General features: G+C 64.8%; 17 protein-coding genes. 1 reads left to right on the plus strand and 16 read right to left on the minus strand.

Features of this window, described 5'->3' with window-relative positions; genetic code table 11:
- Positions 1 to 68: 68 nt before the first annotated feature.
- The 7 genes from pcaD to FFS60_RS07365 form a co-directional block, all read right to left on the minus strand.
- Positions 69 to 857, minus strand: coding sequence for a 3-oxoadipate enol-lactonase (pcaD, locus tag FFS60_RS07335; protein ID WP_137821568.1), 789 nt, complete (start codon positions 855 to 857; stop codon positions 69 to 71).
- Positions 858 to 866: 9 nt separating this feature from the next.
- Positions 867 to 2,228 (minus strand): 3-carboxy-cis,cis-muconate cycloisomerase, encoded by a 1,362-nt coding sequence (locus tag FFS60_RS07340; protein ID WP_137821569.1) that lies wholly within the window; start codon positions 2,226 to 2,228, stop codon positions 867 to 869.
- Positions 2,229 to 2,371: 143 nt separating this feature from the next.
- Positions 2,372 to 3,577 carry a 3-oxoadipyl-CoA thiolase gene (gene pcaF, locus FFS60_RS07345; protein WP_137821570.1) on the minus strand — a complete coding sequence of 402 codons (1,206 nt, stop codon included), beginning with the start codon at positions 3,575 to 3,577 and terminating at the stop codon, positions 2,372 to 2,374.
- On the minus strand, positions 3,574 to 4,371 hold the full coding sequence (locus FFS60_RS07350; RefSeq protein WP_028628010.1) for a CoA-transferase subunit beta: 798 nt from the start codon (positions 4,369 to 4,371) through the stop codon (positions 3,574 to 3,576). The genes pcaF and FFS60_RS07350 overlap by 4 nt, the downstream gene beginning before the upstream one ends.
- Positions 4,371 to 5,234 carry a CoA transferase subunit A gene (locus tag FFS60_RS07355; RefSeq protein WP_028628011.1) on the minus strand — a complete coding sequence of 288 codons (864 nt, stop codon included), beginning with the start codon at positions 5,232 to 5,234 and terminating at the stop codon, positions 4,371 to 4,373. Before FFS60_RS07355 ends, FFS60_RS07350 begins: the two co-directional genes overlap by 1 nt.
- Before the next feature lie 155 nt (positions 5,235 to 5,389).
- A complete protein-coding gene (locus FFS60_RS07360; RefSeq protein ID WP_028628012.1) occupies positions 5,390 to 5,890 on the minus strand; it encodes a VOC family protein in 501 nt (166 codons plus the stop codon).
- 83 nt (positions 5,891 to 5,973) lie between these two features.
- Positions 5,974 to 7,017: a nitronate monooxygenase family protein gene (locus tag FFS60_RS07365; RefSeq protein ID WP_028628013.1), complete on the minus strand. Its 1,044-nt coding sequence runs from the start codon at positions 7,015 to 7,017 to the stop codon at positions 5,974 to 5,976.
- 93 nt (positions 7,018 to 7,110) lie between these two features.
- On the opposite strand from FFS60_RS07365, the gene FFS60_RS07370 reads away from it, so the two are divergent.
- On the plus strand, positions 7,111 to 7,986 hold the full coding sequence (locus tag FFS60_RS07370; RefSeq protein ID WP_137821571.1) for a LysR family transcriptional regulator: 876 nt from the start codon (positions 7,111 to 7,113) through the stop codon (positions 7,984 to 7,986).
- Positions 7,987 to 8,027: 41 nt separating this feature from the next.
- On the opposite strand, the gene FFS60_RS07375 is transcribed toward FFS60_RS07370, so the two are convergent.
- The 9 genes from FFS60_RS07375 to gorA form a co-directional block, all read right to left on the minus strand.
- A complete protein-coding gene (locus FFS60_RS07375; RefSeq protein WP_028628015.1) occupies positions 8,028 to 9,197 on the minus strand; it encodes an iron-containing alcohol dehydrogenase in 1,170 nt (389 codons plus the stop codon).
- An 8-nt stretch (positions 9,198 to 9,205) separates the two neighbouring features.
- The gene (locus FFS60_RS07380; RefSeq protein ID WP_137821572.1) at positions 9,206 to 10,594 is read right to left on the minus strand and encodes an aldehyde dehydrogenase family protein; all 1,389 of its coding nucleotides are present in this window, start codon (positions 10,592 to 10,594) and stop codon (positions 9,206 to 9,208) included.
- A 58-nt stretch (positions 10,595 to 10,652) separates the two neighbouring features.
- The gene (locus FFS60_RS07385) at positions 10,653 to 11,705 is read right to left on the minus strand and encodes a TRAP transporter substrate-binding protein (RefSeq protein ID WP_028628017.1); all 1,053 of its coding nucleotides are present in this window, start codon (positions 11,703 to 11,705) and stop codon (positions 10,653 to 10,655) included.
- Between the two features lie 160 nt (positions 11,706 to 11,865).
- Entirely contained in the window at positions 11,866 to 13,197 is a 1,332-nt protein-coding gene (locus tag FFS60_RS07390; protein WP_028628018.1) for a TRAP transporter large permease subunit, read from the minus strand.
- Positions 13,194 to 13,703: a TRAP transporter small permease subunit gene (locus FFS60_RS07395; protein ID WP_028628019.1), complete on the minus strand. Its 510-nt coding sequence runs from the start codon at positions 13,701 to 13,703 to the stop codon at positions 13,194 to 13,196. The genes FFS60_RS07390 and FFS60_RS07395 overlap by 4 nt, the downstream gene beginning before the upstream one ends.
- Before the next feature lie 108 nt (positions 13,704 to 13,811).
- Positions 13,812 to 14,621, minus strand: a complete 810-nt coding sequence (locus FFS60_RS07400) for a dienelactone hydrolase family protein (protein WP_137821573.1) — start codon at positions 14,619 to 14,621, stop codon at positions 13,812 to 13,814.
- Between the two features lie 91 nt (positions 14,622 to 14,712).
- Positions 14,713 to 15,093, minus strand: coding sequence for a VOC family protein (locus FFS60_RS07405; protein WP_137821574.1), 381 nt, complete (start codon positions 15,091 to 15,093; stop codon positions 14,713 to 14,715).
- 4 nt (positions 15,094 to 15,097) lie between these two features.
- Positions 15,098 to 15,721 carry a trimeric intracellular cation channel family protein gene (locus FFS60_RS07410; RefSeq protein WP_028628022.1) on the minus strand — a complete coding sequence of 208 codons (624 nt, stop codon included), beginning with the start codon at positions 15,719 to 15,721 and terminating at the stop codon, positions 15,098 to 15,100.
- A gap of 6 nt (positions 15,722 to 15,727) precedes the next feature.
- Complete coding sequence (gorA, locus tag FFS60_RS07415; protein WP_137821575.1) at positions 15,728 to 17,086, minus strand: glutathione-disulfide reductase; 1,359 nt, start codon at positions 17,084 to 17,086, stop codon at positions 15,728 to 15,730.
- Positions 17,087 to 17,127 lie beyond the last annotated feature (41 nt).

The raw sequence follows: 17,127 nt of genomic DNA on the forward strand, positions 1-17,127 counted from the left end.
GGCTCTGCTCGAGAGCTGTTGCGGTCGCGATGTTCGCGAGCAAGCTCGCTCCTACAGGAAAGCGGCGATCAGGCGGTGAGGAAGGCCAGAACACGCTGGCTGAAGGCATCGCCCGCCTGCACGTTCGACAGGTGCGCCGCGTGGAACTCCACCAGCTCGGCGCCGGCAATGCGTTCCTGCATGAAGCGGCCGTGTGCGGGGGTGGTAACCGGGTCACCGCTGCCGCAAACGATCAGAGTCGGCGCGCTGATGCTGCCAAGCTGCTTGCGGTAGTCAGCGTCACGCACGGCAGCGCAGTTGGCGGCGTACCCCTCGGGCGAAGTCTCGGCCAGCATGCCAACGATAGGCTCGACCTTGGCCGGCACGGCTTCGGCAAAATCCGGGGTGAACCAGCGGGAGATCGACGCGTCGCGCAGGTCGCGCATGGCCTGGGAGCCACCGGATAGCACGGTGTCGATTCGCGGGTTCCAGACTTCAGGGGTTCCGATCTTGGCGGCGGTGTTGCACAACACCAGGCGCTCGATGCGCTCCGGGGCGTTGATCGCAAGCCACTGGCCGATCAGGCCACCCATGGACAGGCCGCAGAAGGACGCCTTCGGGATATCCAGGGCGTCCAGCAGGGCGAGCACATCGCCGCCCAGTTGCTCGATGCTGTAGGGGCCTTCGCTGACCAGGGACTGGCCGTGACCACGGGTGTCATAGCGCAGCACCTGGAAGTGCTGGGTGAAAGCCGGGATCTGCGCGTCCCACATGTGCAGGTCGGTGCCCAGGGAGTTGGACAGCACCAGCACCGGCGCACCGGTCGGGCCTTCGAGGCGGTAGTTCAGGTCGCCATCGGCGAGTCGTACGGCAGGCATGTAAATCTCCTAGCGCGAAAATGCGTGGTGTTCGGCCAGTGCGCGGTCCACCCAGCGGCGGGCCTGGCCAAGGTAATGGGCCGGGTCGAGCAGGCGGTCCAGCTCGGCGGCGGAAAGTTGTGCGCTGACCTCGGCATTGGTGCCGAGCACGGCGCGCAGGTGGGCGCCCTCCTTCACTGCCTGGCGGCAGCACTGCTCCACCAGGTGATGGGCGGCGTCGCGGCCGATGCGCTGGGCAAGCGCGATGCTCACGGCTTCGGCCAACACCAGGCCCTGGGTCAGGTCGAGGTTCTCGCGCATGCGCGCGGCATCGACTTCCAGGCCGGGCACCACCAGCAGCGCCTGCTGCAACGCACCGGAAACCACGCAGCAGAGTTCCGGCAGGGTTTCCCATTCAGCGTGCCAGAGGCCGAGGCTGCGCTCGTGCTCCTGGGGCATGGCGGCGAACATGGTGGACACCAGACCCGGTGCGCGAGTGGCCGCGCCAATCAGCACGGCGGCGCTGACCGGATTGCGCTTGTGCGGCATGGTGGAGGAGCCACCCTTGCCAGGCGCAGAAGGTTCAAAGACTTCGCCCGCCTCGGTCTGCATCAGCAGGCTGAGGTCACGGCCGAGCTTGCCCAGGCTGCCGGCGATCAGGCCGAGCAGGCTGGCGAACTCCACCAGGCGATCACGCTGGGTGTGCCAGGGCTGGTCGGGCAGGTTCAGGTCCAGCTCGCGGGCCAGGGCCTCGGCAACAGGCCAGGCCTGCTCGCCCAGGGCAGCGAGGCTGCCAGACGCACCACCGAACTGCAGGCAGAACAGGCGCGGCTTGAGTTCAGCCAGGCGTTGACGATGACGGGTCACCGCCCCCAGCACACCGGCCAGCTTCATGCCGAGGGTGACGGGCGTCGCCTGCTGCAGCCAGGTACGGCCGGCCAGCGGGGTGTCGGCGAAGCGTTCAGCCTGCACGGCCAGGGCCTGGGCCAGGGCGGCAAGGTCCTGCTCCAGCAGCTCGGCGGCGGCGCGCAGTTGCAGCACCAGACCGCTGTCCATGGCGTCCTGGCTGGTCGCGCCCAGGTGCACGAAGCGTTCGGCTTCCGTGCTTTGGGCGGCCACGCGCTTGCCGAGGGCCTTGACCAGCGGGATAGCGGAGTTGCCAGCCGTGGTGATGGCCAGGGCCAGTGCGGAGTAGTCGTAGAGTTCGGCGCTGCAGGCCGCCTCGATGGGCGCCACGGAGTCGCCCGGGATCAGGCCGACGCTCGCCTCGGCGCGCGCCAATGCAGCCTCGAAGTCCAGCATGCCCTGCACGCGTCCCCGGTCGGAGAACACCGCACGCATGGCGGGCTGGGTGAAATAGGCGTCGAAGAGTTGGTTGCTCGGGCTGTTCAAGCCAGTGCTCCGGAATTCGGGATGGTGTTTCGTTTTATAGCAGCCGACCAACAAGAGCCAGCTTCAGGACGTGTGGTGGGCTTCAGCCCACCACACGGACTAACCGCGTGGGCTGAAGCCCACCCTACTTGAGCAGGTGCCGATCAGACCTTCTCGATGGCGAGCGCCAGGCCTTGGCCGACACCGACACACATGGTCGCCAGGCCCAGCTTGCCGCCGGACTTCTCCAGCTGGTGCAGGGCGGTCTGGACCAGGCGCGCACCACTGGCACCCAAGGGGTGGCCAAGGGCGATGGCGCCGCCGTTGGGGTTGACCTTGTCGCTGTCGTCGGCGATGCCGAGGTCGCGCATCACGGCCAGGCCTTGGGCGGCGAAGGCTTCGTTCAGTTCGATCACGTCGAAGTCACCGATGGCCAGGTTCAGCCGCTCCATCAGCTTGCGCACCGCCGGCACCGGGCCGATGCCCATGACGCGGGGCGCAACGCCGGCGCTGGCCATGCCGAGCACTTTCGCGCGCGGGGTCAGGCCGTGCTTCTTCACGGCTTCGGCGGAAGCCAGGATCAGCGCTACCGCGCCGTCGTTGACGCCCGACGCGTTGCCAGCGGTGACGGTCTTGCCTTCGCCGTTGACCGGCTTCAGCTTGGCCAGGGCTTCGAGGGTGGTGTCGGGGCGCAGGTGCTCGTCCTGGTCGACGACCGTCTCGCTCTTCTTGCCCTTGATCACCACCGGGACGATTTCTTCGGCGAAGAAGCCTTCAGCCTGGGCGCGGCCGGCGCGCTGCTGGCTGCGCAGGGCGAACAGGTCCTGGTCTTCGCGGGAGACCTGGTAATCGTCGGCGACGTTGTCCGCAGTCTGCGGCATGGCGTCGACGCCGTACTGGGCCTTCATCAGCGGGTTGATGAAGCGCCAGCCGATGGTGGTGTCTTCGATCTTCTGGGTACGACCGAAGGCGCTGTCGGCCTTGCCCATCACATAAGGAGCGCGGGACATGGATTCCACGCCGCCAGCGATGGCCAGTTCCATTTCGCCCGAAGCAATAGCGCGGAAGGCAGTTCCGATGGCGTCCATGCCCGATGCGCACAGGCGGTTCAGGGTGACGCCGGGCACGCTATCCGGCAGACCGGCCAGCAGCAGCGCCATGCGCGCCACGTTGCGATTGTCCTCGCCGGCCTGGTTGGCGCAGCCGAGGAACACCTCGTCCAGCAGATCCCATTTCACCTGGGGGTTGCGCTCCACCAGGGCCTTGATCGGGATCGCGGCCAGGTCGTCGGCGCGTACCGGGGCCAGGGAGCCGCCGAAGCGGCCGATGGGCGTGCGAATGGCGTCGCAGATGTAGACCTCGCGACTCATTCCTCACCGCCTTGCTGGCCGTGGGCAGCAGCGGTGCGGGCTTCCAGGGCGCGCAGCGCGGTCAGCTCGGTTTCGTTGGGGGCCAGAGTCTCGGAAACGTCGGCGGCAAAACGAATGGCCCAACCGGTGTTCTCGATTACCTGCTCGCGGGTCACGCCCGGGTGCAGCGAGGTGACGATGAATTCGTTGGTGCCGGCTTCCGGCTCCATGATGCAGAGGTCGGTGATCAGCGCCACCGGGCCTTTGCCAGGCAAGCCCAGCTGCTTGCGATGATCGCCGCCCTCGCCGTGGCCGACGGAGGTGATGAAGGCCAGCTTGTCGACGAAGGTGCGGTGGGACTGCTTGAGGATAATCAGCACTTCCTTGGCGGAACCGGCGATCTCCGGAGCACCGCCAGCGCCCGGCAGACGTACTTTCGGGCTGTTGTAGTCGCCGATCACAGTGGTGTTGATGTTGCCGAAGCGGTCGACCTGGGCGGCACCGAGGAAACCGACGTCGATACGGCCGCCTTGCAGCCAGTAACGGAAGATCTCACCGGTGGGCACCACGGTGTCAGCGGTTTCGGCCAACTCGCCATCGCCGATGGACAACGGCAGCACGGTCGGCTTGGCGCCGATGGGGCCGGATTCATAGATCAGCACCACGTCCGGGGACGAGGTCAGGCGCGCCAGGTTGGCGGCCTTGGACGGCAGGCCGATGCCGACGAAGCAGACGGCGCCATTCTTCAGGCGGCGGGCAGCCGCCACGGTCATCATTTCATTGGTGCTGTAGTCAGGGGTGGATTGAGCGCTCATCACTTGGCCTCCGCAATCTTGGCTTGGGCGATCTTCTGCTGGAACTCGGCGAAATCGGCAGTGCCGCGGATGTACTCATCGATCCAGGCAGTGAAGGTTTCGCGGTTGCGGGCGATCGGGTCCCAGGCCTGGTAGAAGCGGTTGTCGCGCTCGTAGTAGCCGTGGGCATAGGACGGATGGGCGCCACCAGGCACGTGGCAGACAGCGGTCAGGGCCCAGGTGGGCAGGACGCAGGCGTTCATCGGCGCGTTCAGGTCGTCGACGATTTCTTCCACGGTGACGATGCAGCGCTTGGCCGCCAGGGCCGCTTCCTTCTGCACCCCGAGAATGCCCCAGAGCAGCACGTTGCCCTTGCGGTCGGCCTTCTGGGCGTGGATCACGGTGACGTCCGGACGAACCGAAGGCACCGCCGCCAGTTGCTCGCCAGTGAACGGGCACTGGATGAACTTGATGTTCGGGTTGACCTTGGGCAGATCCGAGCCGACGTAGGCACGCAGCACGGCGAACGGCAGGCCCGAGGCACCGGCCACATAGGAGTTGGCCAGGTCGGCATGGCTGTGCTCGTCGATCTCCAGGGCATTCGGCCACTGCTTCTCGACCGCATCACGCAGGCGATGCAGCGAGCCGACACCGGGGTTGCCACCCCAGGAGAACGTCAGCTTGCGCGCGCAACCGGCGCCGATCAGCAGGTCGTACACCAGGTCGGGGGTCATGCGTGCCAGGTGCAGGTTTTTCTTGCCTTGGCGAATGATCTCGTGGGACGCGGCAGTGGGAATCAGATGGGTGAAGCCTTCGAGGGCTACGGTGTCGCCATCGTTGATGAAGCGTTCGACGGCTTCGCGGAGGGAAAGGATTTCAGCCATGGTCGATCTCGTGTTGTTATCCAGGGCGTTTCGGGCGCCGGGTGAACAAAAAGTACTCCCCGGCACCCTCCCGGACAATCCGATAATCGACTATTGGTGCGGTTATCGAACGGTTGTCTATCTCGCTACCGAATCCTTTCCAGGCTGCGACGACCTCAGCCGTCGAAGGCTTTCTTCAGGACCGCGATATCCAGTTTTTTCATCTGCATCATTGCGGCGAAGGCGCGCTGGGAGCCTGCCGACTGCGAGTCTTCGAGCATCTTTATCATCGCAATGGGCACCACCTGCCAGGACAGCCCGAAACGGTCCTTCAGCCAACCGCATTGCTGGGCGCTCGGGTCGCCTCCTGCGGAGAGTTTGTCCCAGTAGTGGTCCAGTTCCTCCTGATCGTCGCAGTGGATCTGGAACGACACCGCCTCGTTGAACGTGAATACCGGACCGCCATTGAGGGCGGTGAAGCGTTGGCCGTCCAGTTCGAAGTCCACGGTAAGTACCGATCCTGGCTCCTTGCCGTGGACATCCCGGCCGGCCTCACCGTAGCGGCTCATGGCGGTAATCCGTGAATTGGGAAAGATACCGACATAGAAGTTGGCCGCCGCTTCCGCCTGGTCGTCGAACCATAGGCAGGGGACGATGGTGTGGATCCGTTTGCTCATGGCGCACCTCCTGGTGGGTTGGATGACGATAGTCGATCACCCCCTGGTCGTTTGGCCGCCCGACAGATCGACAAGGCGCCTCGCTACATCTCGTCCACCAGTACTTTCACCAGCTCCGCCGCCGGCATTTCCCGCGCCAGGGGCGCGCCCTGCCCGGCCCATTGCACGGCGAAGTCGTTGCAGCCCTTGGCGCTGGCCGCGGCGTGCAGCGCCTTGGCCGCGTCATAGGTATTGGGGTAGTCCGGCAGGGCCGGCGCATCGGGCGTATCCAGGTCACTCCAGAGGCGGTTGACCATGCCACGCGCCGGGCGGCCGGAGATGGCCGCGGTGATACGCGTCTGGTGGGCGCGTTCGCTCTTCAGGGCAGCGCGGTAGGCGGTGTTGGCGGCCGACTCGGGGCACGGCACGAAGGCGGTGCCCAGTTGCGCCGCCTGGGCGCCGAGGGCCATGGCGGCCTTGATGCCCTGCCCGTCCATGATGCCGCCGGCGGCGATCACTGGCAGGCGGCTGCTCCGGGCGATGAGCCGCACCAGGGCCAGGGTGCCGATGCCGGCGTCGCCCTTCTCGGGTTCGAACACACCACGGTGGCCACCCGCCTCTATGCCTTGGGCGACGATGGCGTCCACGCCGGCCGCTTCCACCAGGCGTGCCTCTTCGAGCGTGGTCGCACTGGCCAGCAGACGGATACCGGCGCCTTTCAGCGCATCGATCCAGTCCTGCGGCGGCAGGCCGAAATGGAAGCTGACCACGGCCGGGCGCTCATCCAGCAGCATCTGCGCCATTTCCGGGTCGTCGAGGAAACTCTTGTAGATCTCGCGGATGGCGGCCGGCGGTTCAGCGTCGAATTCGGCGAACAGCGGCCTGAGGTGCTCCAGCCAGGCGGCCTCGCGCTGGGCGTCGGCCACCGCCGGGCGGTGGCAGAACAGATTGACGTTGAAGGGCCGGCTGGTCAGTTCGCGGGTTTGCGCCAACATGGCGCGGGCCTGCGCCGGGGTGCTGGCACCGATACCGATGGACCCCAGGGCGCCGGCATTGGAAACAGCCGCAGCCAGGGCCGGCGTAGAAACGCCCACCATGGGGGCCTGGATGATGGGGTGCTCGATGCCGAGCAATCGGGTGATGGACATGAGGCAGCGACTCCGTACCGGTGAAAACCTGGCCAATCTATCTCAAATAGAGAATACTTTTAAATATTCGTTCTCTATTTGAGATTTTAAAGCATGGACCTATCCAGCCTGGAGATATTCCGCGCGGTCGCCCTGGAGCACAGCGTCACCCGCGCGGCCCAGCGCTTGCACCGGGCGCAATCCAACGTCACCACGCGGATTCGCCAGTTGGAGGAAGAACTGGGCACCCCGCTCTTTCTTCGCGACGGCAAGCGCATGGCCCTCACCGATCGAGGGCAGGCATTTCTCGACTACAGCGAGCGCCTGCTGGCCCTGGCGGACGAGGCGCGCCAGGCGATGCACCCGCAACAGCCAAGTGGTCGATTGCGTCTGGGCAGCATGGAGAGCACCGCAGCCAGCCGCCTGCCCGGGCCACTGGCGCGCTTCCACGGGCAGTGCCCGCAGGTGGAGCTGGAGGTGAGCACCGGCACCAGCCAGGCACTGATGGAAGCCGTGCTCGCGCGGCGCCTGGACTGTGCGCTGGTGGCCTGGCCGCAAAGCAAAGTGCCATGGCGCGAGGAGGTTGCCGCCATGGCGCTGGAAGCCCGGCCGGTGTTCGAAGAAGAATTGCTGCTGGCACTCCCTGCCAGCCACCCGCAGGTCGCCGGCCCGGGGGACGTACAGGTGCGCGGGCTGGCTGGTTTCGCCGAGGGCTGCACCTATCGGCAGATCGCCGAGAACTGGCTGTCTGCCGGAGGTCTCCCACTGCCGAAGGTGCAACAGGTGGGTTCCTACCACGCCATCCTCGCTTGCGTCGCCGCGGGCTCGTGCGTCGGCATCCTGCCCCGCTCGGTGCTGGAGCTACAGCGCGAACCGCCCCTCCTGCGCCAGGTTCCGCTGATGCGCGTGGAAACCCTGCTGATCTGGCGCCGGGGATACGCGACGGCGTCCTTCGAGGCCTTCCGCAACGTACTGGCACCCTTCGGGTAACGGCCGCTGGCTGACCTGACGCCGTCCTGCAGGTCTAGGGTTCACAGACGGCCGTGCAAAGCCTTCTCGAATATCTGGCTGTAGGTCCTGGCGTCGTACTGGACCGGATTGGTGCCTGCCGACGGATCGACTTCGGCCATGCGTCCGACCTGCTCTATGCGTGCGTCGTCAATGCCGATTTCCCCCAGGCTGTGGGGGATGTCCAGTTCGCCGCGCAGGTTCACCACCCAATCCAGCACCCCGGCGAATCCGGCCTTGGGCAATCCGAGGTAACGCGCCAGCCGCGCCATCGGGCCTTCGATGTGGGCGCGGTTCGCCTGTAGCACATAGGGCATCAGCACGGCATTGAGTAATCCGTGGTGGGCGTCGTACAGCGCACCGAGGGGATGGGCCAGGGCATGCATGGCACCGAGGCCACGCTGGAAGGCGGTGGCCCCCATGCTGGAGGCCACCAGCATCTGCAATCGGGCCTCGATGTCGTGGCCTTTGGCGCTGGCGCGCGGCAGGTAGTCCTTGACCAGTCGCATGCCTTCCAGGGCAATGCCTTCGGCCATAGGGTGATAGAGCGGTGAACAGTAGGCTTCCAGGCTGTGGGACAACGCATCCATGCCGGTGGCGGCGGTGATCTTCGGTGGCAGGCCGACGGTGAGTTCCGGGTCGAGGATGACGATGGCCGGCAGCATCCGGGCGTGGAAGATGATGCGTTTGATGTGCACCTGGTCGTCGGTGATGACCGCTGCGCGCCCCACTTCCGAACCGGTGCCGGCCGTGGTGGGTACGGCAACCACCGGGGCCATGCCGGCGACGTTGACCCGCGAGGCGTTGTCACCGATGTCTTCAAAATCCCAGAGCGGGCGATCCTGCCCCACCATCAGGGCGATGGCCTTGCCGGCATCCAGCGCCGAGCCGCCGCCAAAGGCGATCACCCCGTCATGGCCACCGGCCTTGAAGGCCGCTACGCCATCCATCACGTTCGGCCCGGTCGGGTTGCCCTTGATCTGATGGAACAGCCCGGCACCCAGCCCTGCATCTCGGCACTGGCGCAGGGCCGCGTCGATCATCGGCAGTGCGGCAAGACCGGGATCGGTGACCAGCAGCGGCGACTGCATGCCGAGTTCGCGACAGGCGGTGTTCAGCTCGGCGATGCGGCCCACGCCGACACGCACCGAAGTCGGGTAGTTCCAGTTCATGCGGAAGTGGCTAGAGTCCATGGCACGCCTCACAGGCTGGTCTTGAAGTGGAAGGACTTGGGTCGAGTCAGATGCTCGTAACCCACCCGCGACAGCGTGCAGCCACGCCCGGATTGCTTGACGCCGGTCCAGGCCAAGGCCGGGTCCAGGTAGTCGCAACGGTTGAGGAAGACGGTGCCAGCCTCGACCCGATCGGCCAGCGCGAGGGCGCTGGCTTCGTCCTGGCTGAAGATCGCGGCGGTCAGGCCGTAGGGGCTGTCGTTCATCAGTGCCAGCGCCTCCTCATCGTCACGCACTTTCTGGATACCCACCACCGGACCGAAGGACTCTTCGCTCATAACGCGCATGCCGTGATGCACATTGGTCAGCACCTGCGGTGCCAGGTAAGCGCTGCCGGCGCTATCCAGGGCGAATGTCGACGGGTCCAGATGGGCCCTTGCGCCCTGCCCCACGGCGTCGCGGATCTGCGCCCGCACGAACTCCGCCGCCTCGGGGCGCACCAGCGGGCCCATAGTGGTTTCGGGATCGTCGGGGCGACCCAGGCGGTATTGCCCAACCAGCTCCACAGCCTGCTCGACGAATGCGTCATAGCGATCGGCGTGCACGTAGATACGTTCGATGCCGCAGCAGGACTGGCCGGAATTGAAGAAGGCCCCGTCGATGGCGGTTTCCACGGCGTGGCCGAGGTTGGCGTCGGCTCGAACATAGGCTGGGTCCTTGCCGCCCAGCTCCAGCCCGGAACTGATGAAGCGCCCGGCAATGGCACGTTCGACCATGGCGCCGCCCGCCACGGAGCCGGTAAAGGCCACGTGACGAACCGGCTCGGCCTGGATCAGCCGCTCCGTGTCGCTGTGGCTGAGGTGCAGATACTGCAACACGCCTGGCGGCAAGCCCGCCTCGACGAAGGCTTCGACCATGCGTTCGGCGCACAGCGGGGTCTGCGCGGAATGCCTGAGCAGCACGCAGTTGCCCGCCAGCAAAGCCGGCACCACGGCATTCACCGCCGTCAGGTAGGGGTAGTTCCAAGGCGCAATGACAAACGCCAGGCCCAATGGCTCGCGGCGGATCAACCGGGTAAAGCCGGGCTTGTCTGGCAGATGGATATCCGCCAGCGCCTCTTCGGCGATATCCGCCATGTAGCTGGCGCGCTCGACGAATCCGCGAATCTCCCCCGGCGCATAGCGGATGGGCCGGCCCATCATCCAGCAGAGCTCCTCGGCCAGTTGTGCCTCACGGGCGGCGAAGGCCCCGATGGCGCGACGGACAAGGGCGACACGTCCGGCCACCGGCGTGCTCTTCCAGGCCCCGCGCACCGACTCCGCGCGTTCCAACGCGGCAACGACCTCGGCTGGCGTGGCCAGCGGGCGCTCGACGTAGACCGAGCCATCCACCGGCGATACGCAACGCAACAGGTTCATGACAACTCCTTCTGGTCAGGTGCCCGGTCCAGCCTCACCGCCGGACCGGGCCACAGCTTCAGTAGCGGTACGGTGGGCCGGCCTTGGTCATCAGGGCGTTGTACTGCTTGAAGATCTCGACGACCTTGGCGCAACGTGGGCTGGTCTTGGCGATCTCGTCCCAGAACTTATGCGCCTCATCTTCGACCGTTTTCCATTCCTCGTCTGGGATGGACGTGAGCTGCAACTTGGTGCCTTCCACCCGCAGCTTGGCTTCGCCGCCCCAGTACCAGTGCTGGCGGTAATAGTGGGAGCTGTCCATGCACAGTCGGAACAGCGTCTTGAGGTGCTCGGGAACTTCGGCCCAGCGCTCGGAGTTGGCGAAGTAGGAACCGATCCAGGCACCTGAGATGTTGTTGGTGAGGAAGTACTTGGTGACGTTGGCCCAACCCACCGTGTAGTCCTCGGTGATGCCGGACCAGGCGATGCCATCGAGCTCGCCGGTCTGCACCGCCACTTCCACATCCTCCCAGGGCAGCGTCACAGGTATCACGCCGAAACGCGCGAGGAACTTGCCCGCCGTCGGGAAGGTGAACACCCGCTTGCCCTTGAGATCAGCGAGGCTGCGGATAGGTTGTACCGTGGCGAAGTTGCACGGGTCCCAGGAACCGGCACCCAGCCAGGTAACGCCCTTCACTTCGCCATAGGCTTCTTCCCAGATCTTGTTCAGGCCCCATTGATGAAAAAGCGTGGGGACATCCAGGCTGTAGCGGGTAGCAAAGGGGAAGTAGCCACCGAATACCGCTACGTCCACGGGGGCGGCGATGGAGTCATCGTCACTCTGCACTGCGTCGATGGTGCCCTTCTGCATGGCGCGGAACAGTTCACCCGTGGGTACGAGCTGATCGGCAAAATAGAGCTGGATCTCCATCTCGCCGTTGGCGGCTTTGTTGAACGCCTCGATCGACGGTTTGATCACGTGTTCGGCCAGGGCGGGCCCGGCGTAGGTCTGCAGGCGCCAGGTGATTTTCTTGCCGGACTGGGCATGCACGAACGGTGCGCCGAGCGTCGTGGCGCCCACCGCGCCGGTGGCGACGGCGGCGCCTTTGAGAAACGTACGTCTGGTACTCATGCGGTTACCTCCTGGAGAGTGGAAGGGGGTGCCTGGCACCCGCCCAACCCAGCGCCGCCGGGGGCGGCGCAGCTTCTCAGGTCGGCATGAGACCCTTCACTTCAACTTCATGTCCGTCACGCCAGGAACTGCTGCTGGTCGTGCTGCCGGTCCTGACAATTCATTGTCCCGCGCCGTAGTGCCACCGGGGCAGCCAGAGGGCGATGTCGGGGAAGATCATTACCAGCGCCAGGGTGACGATCATCACGATCACGAAGGGGCCCACGGAGACATAGATGTCCCTCAAGGTCACTTCCGGCGGCGCCATTGCTCGCATCAGAAACAGGTTGTAGCCAAAGGGTGGCGTCATGTAGGCCATCTGGCAGGTGATGGTGTAGAGCACGCCGTACCAGACCAGGTCAAAGCCCAGCGCGCCCACCAGCGGCACATAAAGCGGTGCGACGATCACCAGCATGGCGGTGTCATCGAGGAACATGCCCATGATGATGAAGGACAGTTGCATCAGGATAAGGATATGCCAGGGACCCAAGCCCATCTGCTCAACGAACAGCCCCTCGATGGCCTTGACCGCACCGAGACCGTCGAACACCGCTCCGAAGCACAGCGCCGCAAGGATGATCCACATGAACATGCAAGTGATGCCCAGCGTCTTGCGCAGGGTTTCCTCCATCACCTGTCGGGTCAGACGCCCCTGGATCAGCGCCGCCAGGGTTGCGCCCAGAGCCCCCACGGCGGAACTTTCCACCAGGCTGGTGTAGCCCAGCAGGAACAGCCCGGTCATGGTCAGGAAGATGAACAGCGGCACCAACCCTGCGCGTAGCAGGCGAATGCGCTCACCCCAGGTGATCTGCTCACGCTCCTCACGACTCAGCGGTGGCCCGAGCTGCGGTTGCAGGCGACAGCGGATGACGATGTAGAGGATGAAGAGCGCCGCCATCAGCAGGCCGGGAAACACACCCGCCAGCCACAACTGACCCACGGGTTGGCGGGCGATCATGCCGTAGAGCACCAGCACGACACTGGGGGGAATCAGGATGCCGAGGGTACTGCCCGCCTGAATCACGCCGGTGACCATGATCTTGTCGTAGCCCCGTCGGAGGAGCTCTGGCATGGCGATGGTGGCGCCAATGGCCATGCCCGCGACGCTGAGACCATTCATGGCCGCGATCACCACCATCAGGAAAATCGTGCCGATGGCCAGTCCGCCGTGCAGTGGTCCCATCCAGACGTGGAACATGCGGTAGAGGTCGTCGGCAATGCGCGACTCGGAAAGCATGTAGCCCATGAACACGAACATCGGCAGGGTCAGCAGCGGGTACCACTTCATCAGCTTCATGGCCGCACTGAAGGCCATCTCCGAGCCGCCATCGCCCCATAGCAACAGCGAGGCCGCAGCAGCGACGAAGCCGATGGCACCGAACACCCGCTTGCCGGTAAGCAGGAGCAGCATCATCGAACTGAACATCAGCAGTGCGATGAGCTCGTAGCTCATGGAAGCTCCTTGCCCAGGATCACGGCCAGGTCGCGGAAGAAGTTGGCGATGGCCTGCAGAAGCATCAACAAGATGCCGAACGTCATCACCACCTTGATTGGCGCCATCTGCGGTGACCAGGACGAGTAGCTGGTTTCCTTATACTCCAGGGCGTACTGGGTCGAAGAGATGCCACCGTAGAGCAGCAACGCCAGGTAGAAGAGCAGAAATCCCACCGTGAGCGCATCGAGGACGGCCTGCGTCCGAGGGCTGAAACGTCCGTAGATCAGGTCCATGCGCACATGGGCGTCGAGCTGCATGGAATACGCGCCGCCCAGCAGGAAATAGGCGACCATCAGGAACTGCGCCGACTCCAGGGTCCAGATCGACGGCGTGAAGAAGGTCTTGGAAGTCGACGAATACAGGAGGACGGCCAGCATCACGAAAATCAGGTACATGGCGAAGCGGCCAACCACACGGTTGAACCATTCCACTCCCCTGACATAGGCGCCTATGGCATTGAACATGCCGCGAATCCCGCAAGAGTTGCCGTCTTCCGAAACTCTAGCCGATGGCCGGAGAATGCCAAGGCGCCGACACCCTGCACGTTGCGTGCAGGGTGCATCAACCGAGCATCAAGGTTGCGCGAAGGCTTCCTTGAACAGTTCCTGCATATCGTTCCAGGAGTTTTCGTCGGCGACTTTGCTGTAGCCCAGGTCAGGCCCCTTCTCGCTGCCATGCCCGGCATGACTGAGTCGATCGGCGTCCGGATTGGTGAAGCTGTGTTTGGCGTTGGGTTGGACGACGACACGGTAATCGGCCTTGGCGTTGTCGAACTCCTCCTTGAACGAATTGACCGAAGCCATAGGCACCAAGGTGTCCTTCTCACCATGCTCCACCAGCACCTTGGCCTTGATGTCGCCCGGCTTGGCCGCCGAGGTGGCGGCCAGCACGCCGTGGAAACTCACTACCGCCGCCAGGGGCACACCCGCGCGGGCCATGTCCAGCACCACCTTGCCACCGAAGCAGTAGCCGATTGCGGCCAGCTTGCTGGCGTCGGTCTGGGGCTGCGCCTTGAGCAGATCGAGTCCGGCAAGGAAGCGCGCCTTGGCCGCCGGCGCGCTGGCCAGGGCTGCTTCCATGAAGCCCTGGGCATCGGCCGGATGCTCGGTGTTCTTGCCATCGCCGTACATGTCAATCGCCAGGGCGCTGTAGCCCAAGGCAGCGAGGTCACGGGCGCGGCGCTTGGCGTAGTCATTGAGGCCCCACCATTCGTGGACTACCACCACACCCGGACGCTTGCCGGCGATGGCATCGTCGTAGGCGTAATAGCCGATCAGGGCGGTACCGTCCGGGCCCTTGTACGGGATTTCACGGGTCTTGATCTCGGCCTGGGCAAGACCGATTCCCAAGAACAATGCAAACAGAAGCGCGATCCTGGACATGCTGTATTCCTCCAACCTGAAATGGACTCGGGCGATTGCATCCAGTGTCGCGGGTTTAGCGGATTTCGCCAGCGATTGAGAATGAAAAGCCTTACTCGGGATAGCGGCTGACTTCGATGAGGTTGCCGTCTGGATCGCGGAAGTAGACCGACTCGATCGGGCCGAGAGCGCCGGTTCGCATTACCGGCCCCTCCTCCACATCGACGCCCTGCTCCGCCAGGTGCTCCAGCACCCGCTCCAGGGGCCAGCGGGTAATCAGGCAAAGATCGATGGCGCCAGGTGTTGGGAGCGCGGCCTTGGGTTCGAACTCCCGACCAGCCTGGTGCAGGTTGAACTTCTGCTGGCCGAACGCCAGCGCGTGGCGGCCGTTGCCGAAGGTTTCGTGATGCATCCCCAGCACCCGCTGGTAGAACTCCAGGGTGCGGGGTATATCGGCGACGGTAAGCACGAGGTGGTCGAGGCGTTCAATCATGGCGTCAGTCCCGGTCGAGCAGGTGGAAGCGCGGCAGCGAGAGTTTCCAGTGGATGGCCGCCAGGCGAATCAGCAGCACCACCAGCATGGCCGCGGCGGTGACCAGCCAGGCAGGCAGCGCCACTTCGCGCAAGCCGATGAACACCAGGGAGCCGGCGATACAGGCAATCGCGTAGATCTCTTTCTGAAAAATCAGCGGCACCTCGTTGCAGATGATGTCGCGTAGCACACCACCACCGACGGCGGTGATCACGCCCATGATCACCGCCGTGCCCGGCTGCAGGTTGTGCTGAAGGGCGACTTCGGTGCCGTAGACGGTAAACACCGCGAGGCCGAAGGCGTCCGCCAGCAACAGGCCGGTTTCGTTGATCGGCCGGGTCATGCGCACCCAGAGCACCGTGCCCACGGCCGCCAGGGAGGCGACCAGGATATAAGTATCGTCCCTGATCCAGCTCACCGGGTGGTTACCGAGGATGACGTCACGCAGGGTGCCGCCACCCAGGGCAGTGATGATGGCGATCACCAGCACGCCGAACAGGTCCATGGACTTGCGCCCCGCCATCAGGGCACCGGTGATGGCGAAGACAGCCACGCCAAACAGATCGGAAAGGTAGAAGAGCTGCTCCATTCAGGGTCAGGCACCTACCGGCGTACGCATGGTGACGAACTCTTCGGCAGCAGTGGGATGCACGCCGATGGTTTCGTCGAAGATGCGCTTGGTAGCACCGGCCTTGATCGCCACGGCCAGCCCCTGGACGATCTCACCTGCCTCCGGACCGACCATGTGGCAGCCGAGGACGCGGTCGGTTTCAGCGTCCACCACGAGTTTCATGAGGGTGCGTTCCTGGTTCTCGGTGAGGGTCAGCTTCATCGGCCGGAAACGGCTCTCGAAGAGCTTCACCTTGTAACCCTTGGTGCGCGCCTGCTGCTCGGTCAGGCCGACAGTGCCGATGTTCGGCAGGCTGAATACGGCAGTGGGGATGTGCTCGTAATCCACCGGGCGGTATTCCTCCGGCTTGAACAGGCGGCGCGCCACGGCCATCCCCTCGGCCAGCGCCACGGGCGTGAGCTGCACACGGCCGATCACATCGCCCAGGGCGAGAATGGACGGCTCGGTAGTCTGGAACTGCTCATCCACCTTCACAAAGCCACGCTCGTCCAACTCGACGCCAGTGTTCTCCAGCCCCAGGTTGTCGAGCATCGGACGGCGGCCGGTGGCATAGAAGACGCAGTCGGTCTCCAGGTGACGGCCGTCCTTGAGGGTGGCCAGGAGGCTGCCATCGGCCTGTTTCTCGATGCGGGCAATGTCGGAATTGAAGTGCAGGTTCAGCCCCTTCCTGCCCAGCTCATCACGCAGGTGATGGCGCACTGAGTCGTCGAACCCGCGCAAAAACAGTTCGCCGCGATAGAGCAAGGACGTCTGCGCACCCAAGCCATGGAAAATGGACGCGAACTCGACGGCGATGTAGCCACCGCCCACGACCAGCACGCGCTTGGGCAGTTGTTCGAGGAAGAAGGCCTCGTTGGAGCTGATGGCCAGCTCGCGGCCGGGGATGTCGGGGATCTGCGGCCAGCCGCCGGTGGCGATGAGAATGTGCTTGGCGGTGCAACGTTGACCGGCAACGTCCACCGTGTGCGGGTCAACCAGTTTGGCGTGGCCTTCGAGCAGGGTGACGCCGCTGTTCACCAGCAGGTTGCGATAGATGCCGTTGAGGCGGTGGATCTCGCGGTTCTTGTTGCCGATCAGGGTCGGCCAGTCGAAGCCGGCCTCGCCCAGCGACCAGCCGAAACCCTGAGCCTGCTCGAAGTCCTCGGCGAAGTGGGCACCGTAGACCAGCAGCTTTTTCGGTACGCAGCCGACATTGACGCAGGTGCCGCCCAGGTAGCGGCTCTCGGCGATGGCCACGCGGCCCCCGAAGCCGGCCGCAAAGCGTGCCGCACGCACACCGCCGGAACCGGCACCAATGACGAAGAGGTCAAAATCGTAAGCCATGGCAAGTCTCCAGAAACAAGCCGCAAGCATACCGGAAGATC

Origin of the sequence: Pseudomonas sp. D(2018) (genome assembly GCF_005502555.1) — a bacterium.
Lineage (GTDB): Bacteria > Pseudomonadota > Gammaproteobacteria > Pseudomonadales > Pseudomonadaceae > Metapseudomonas > Metapseudomonas resinovorans.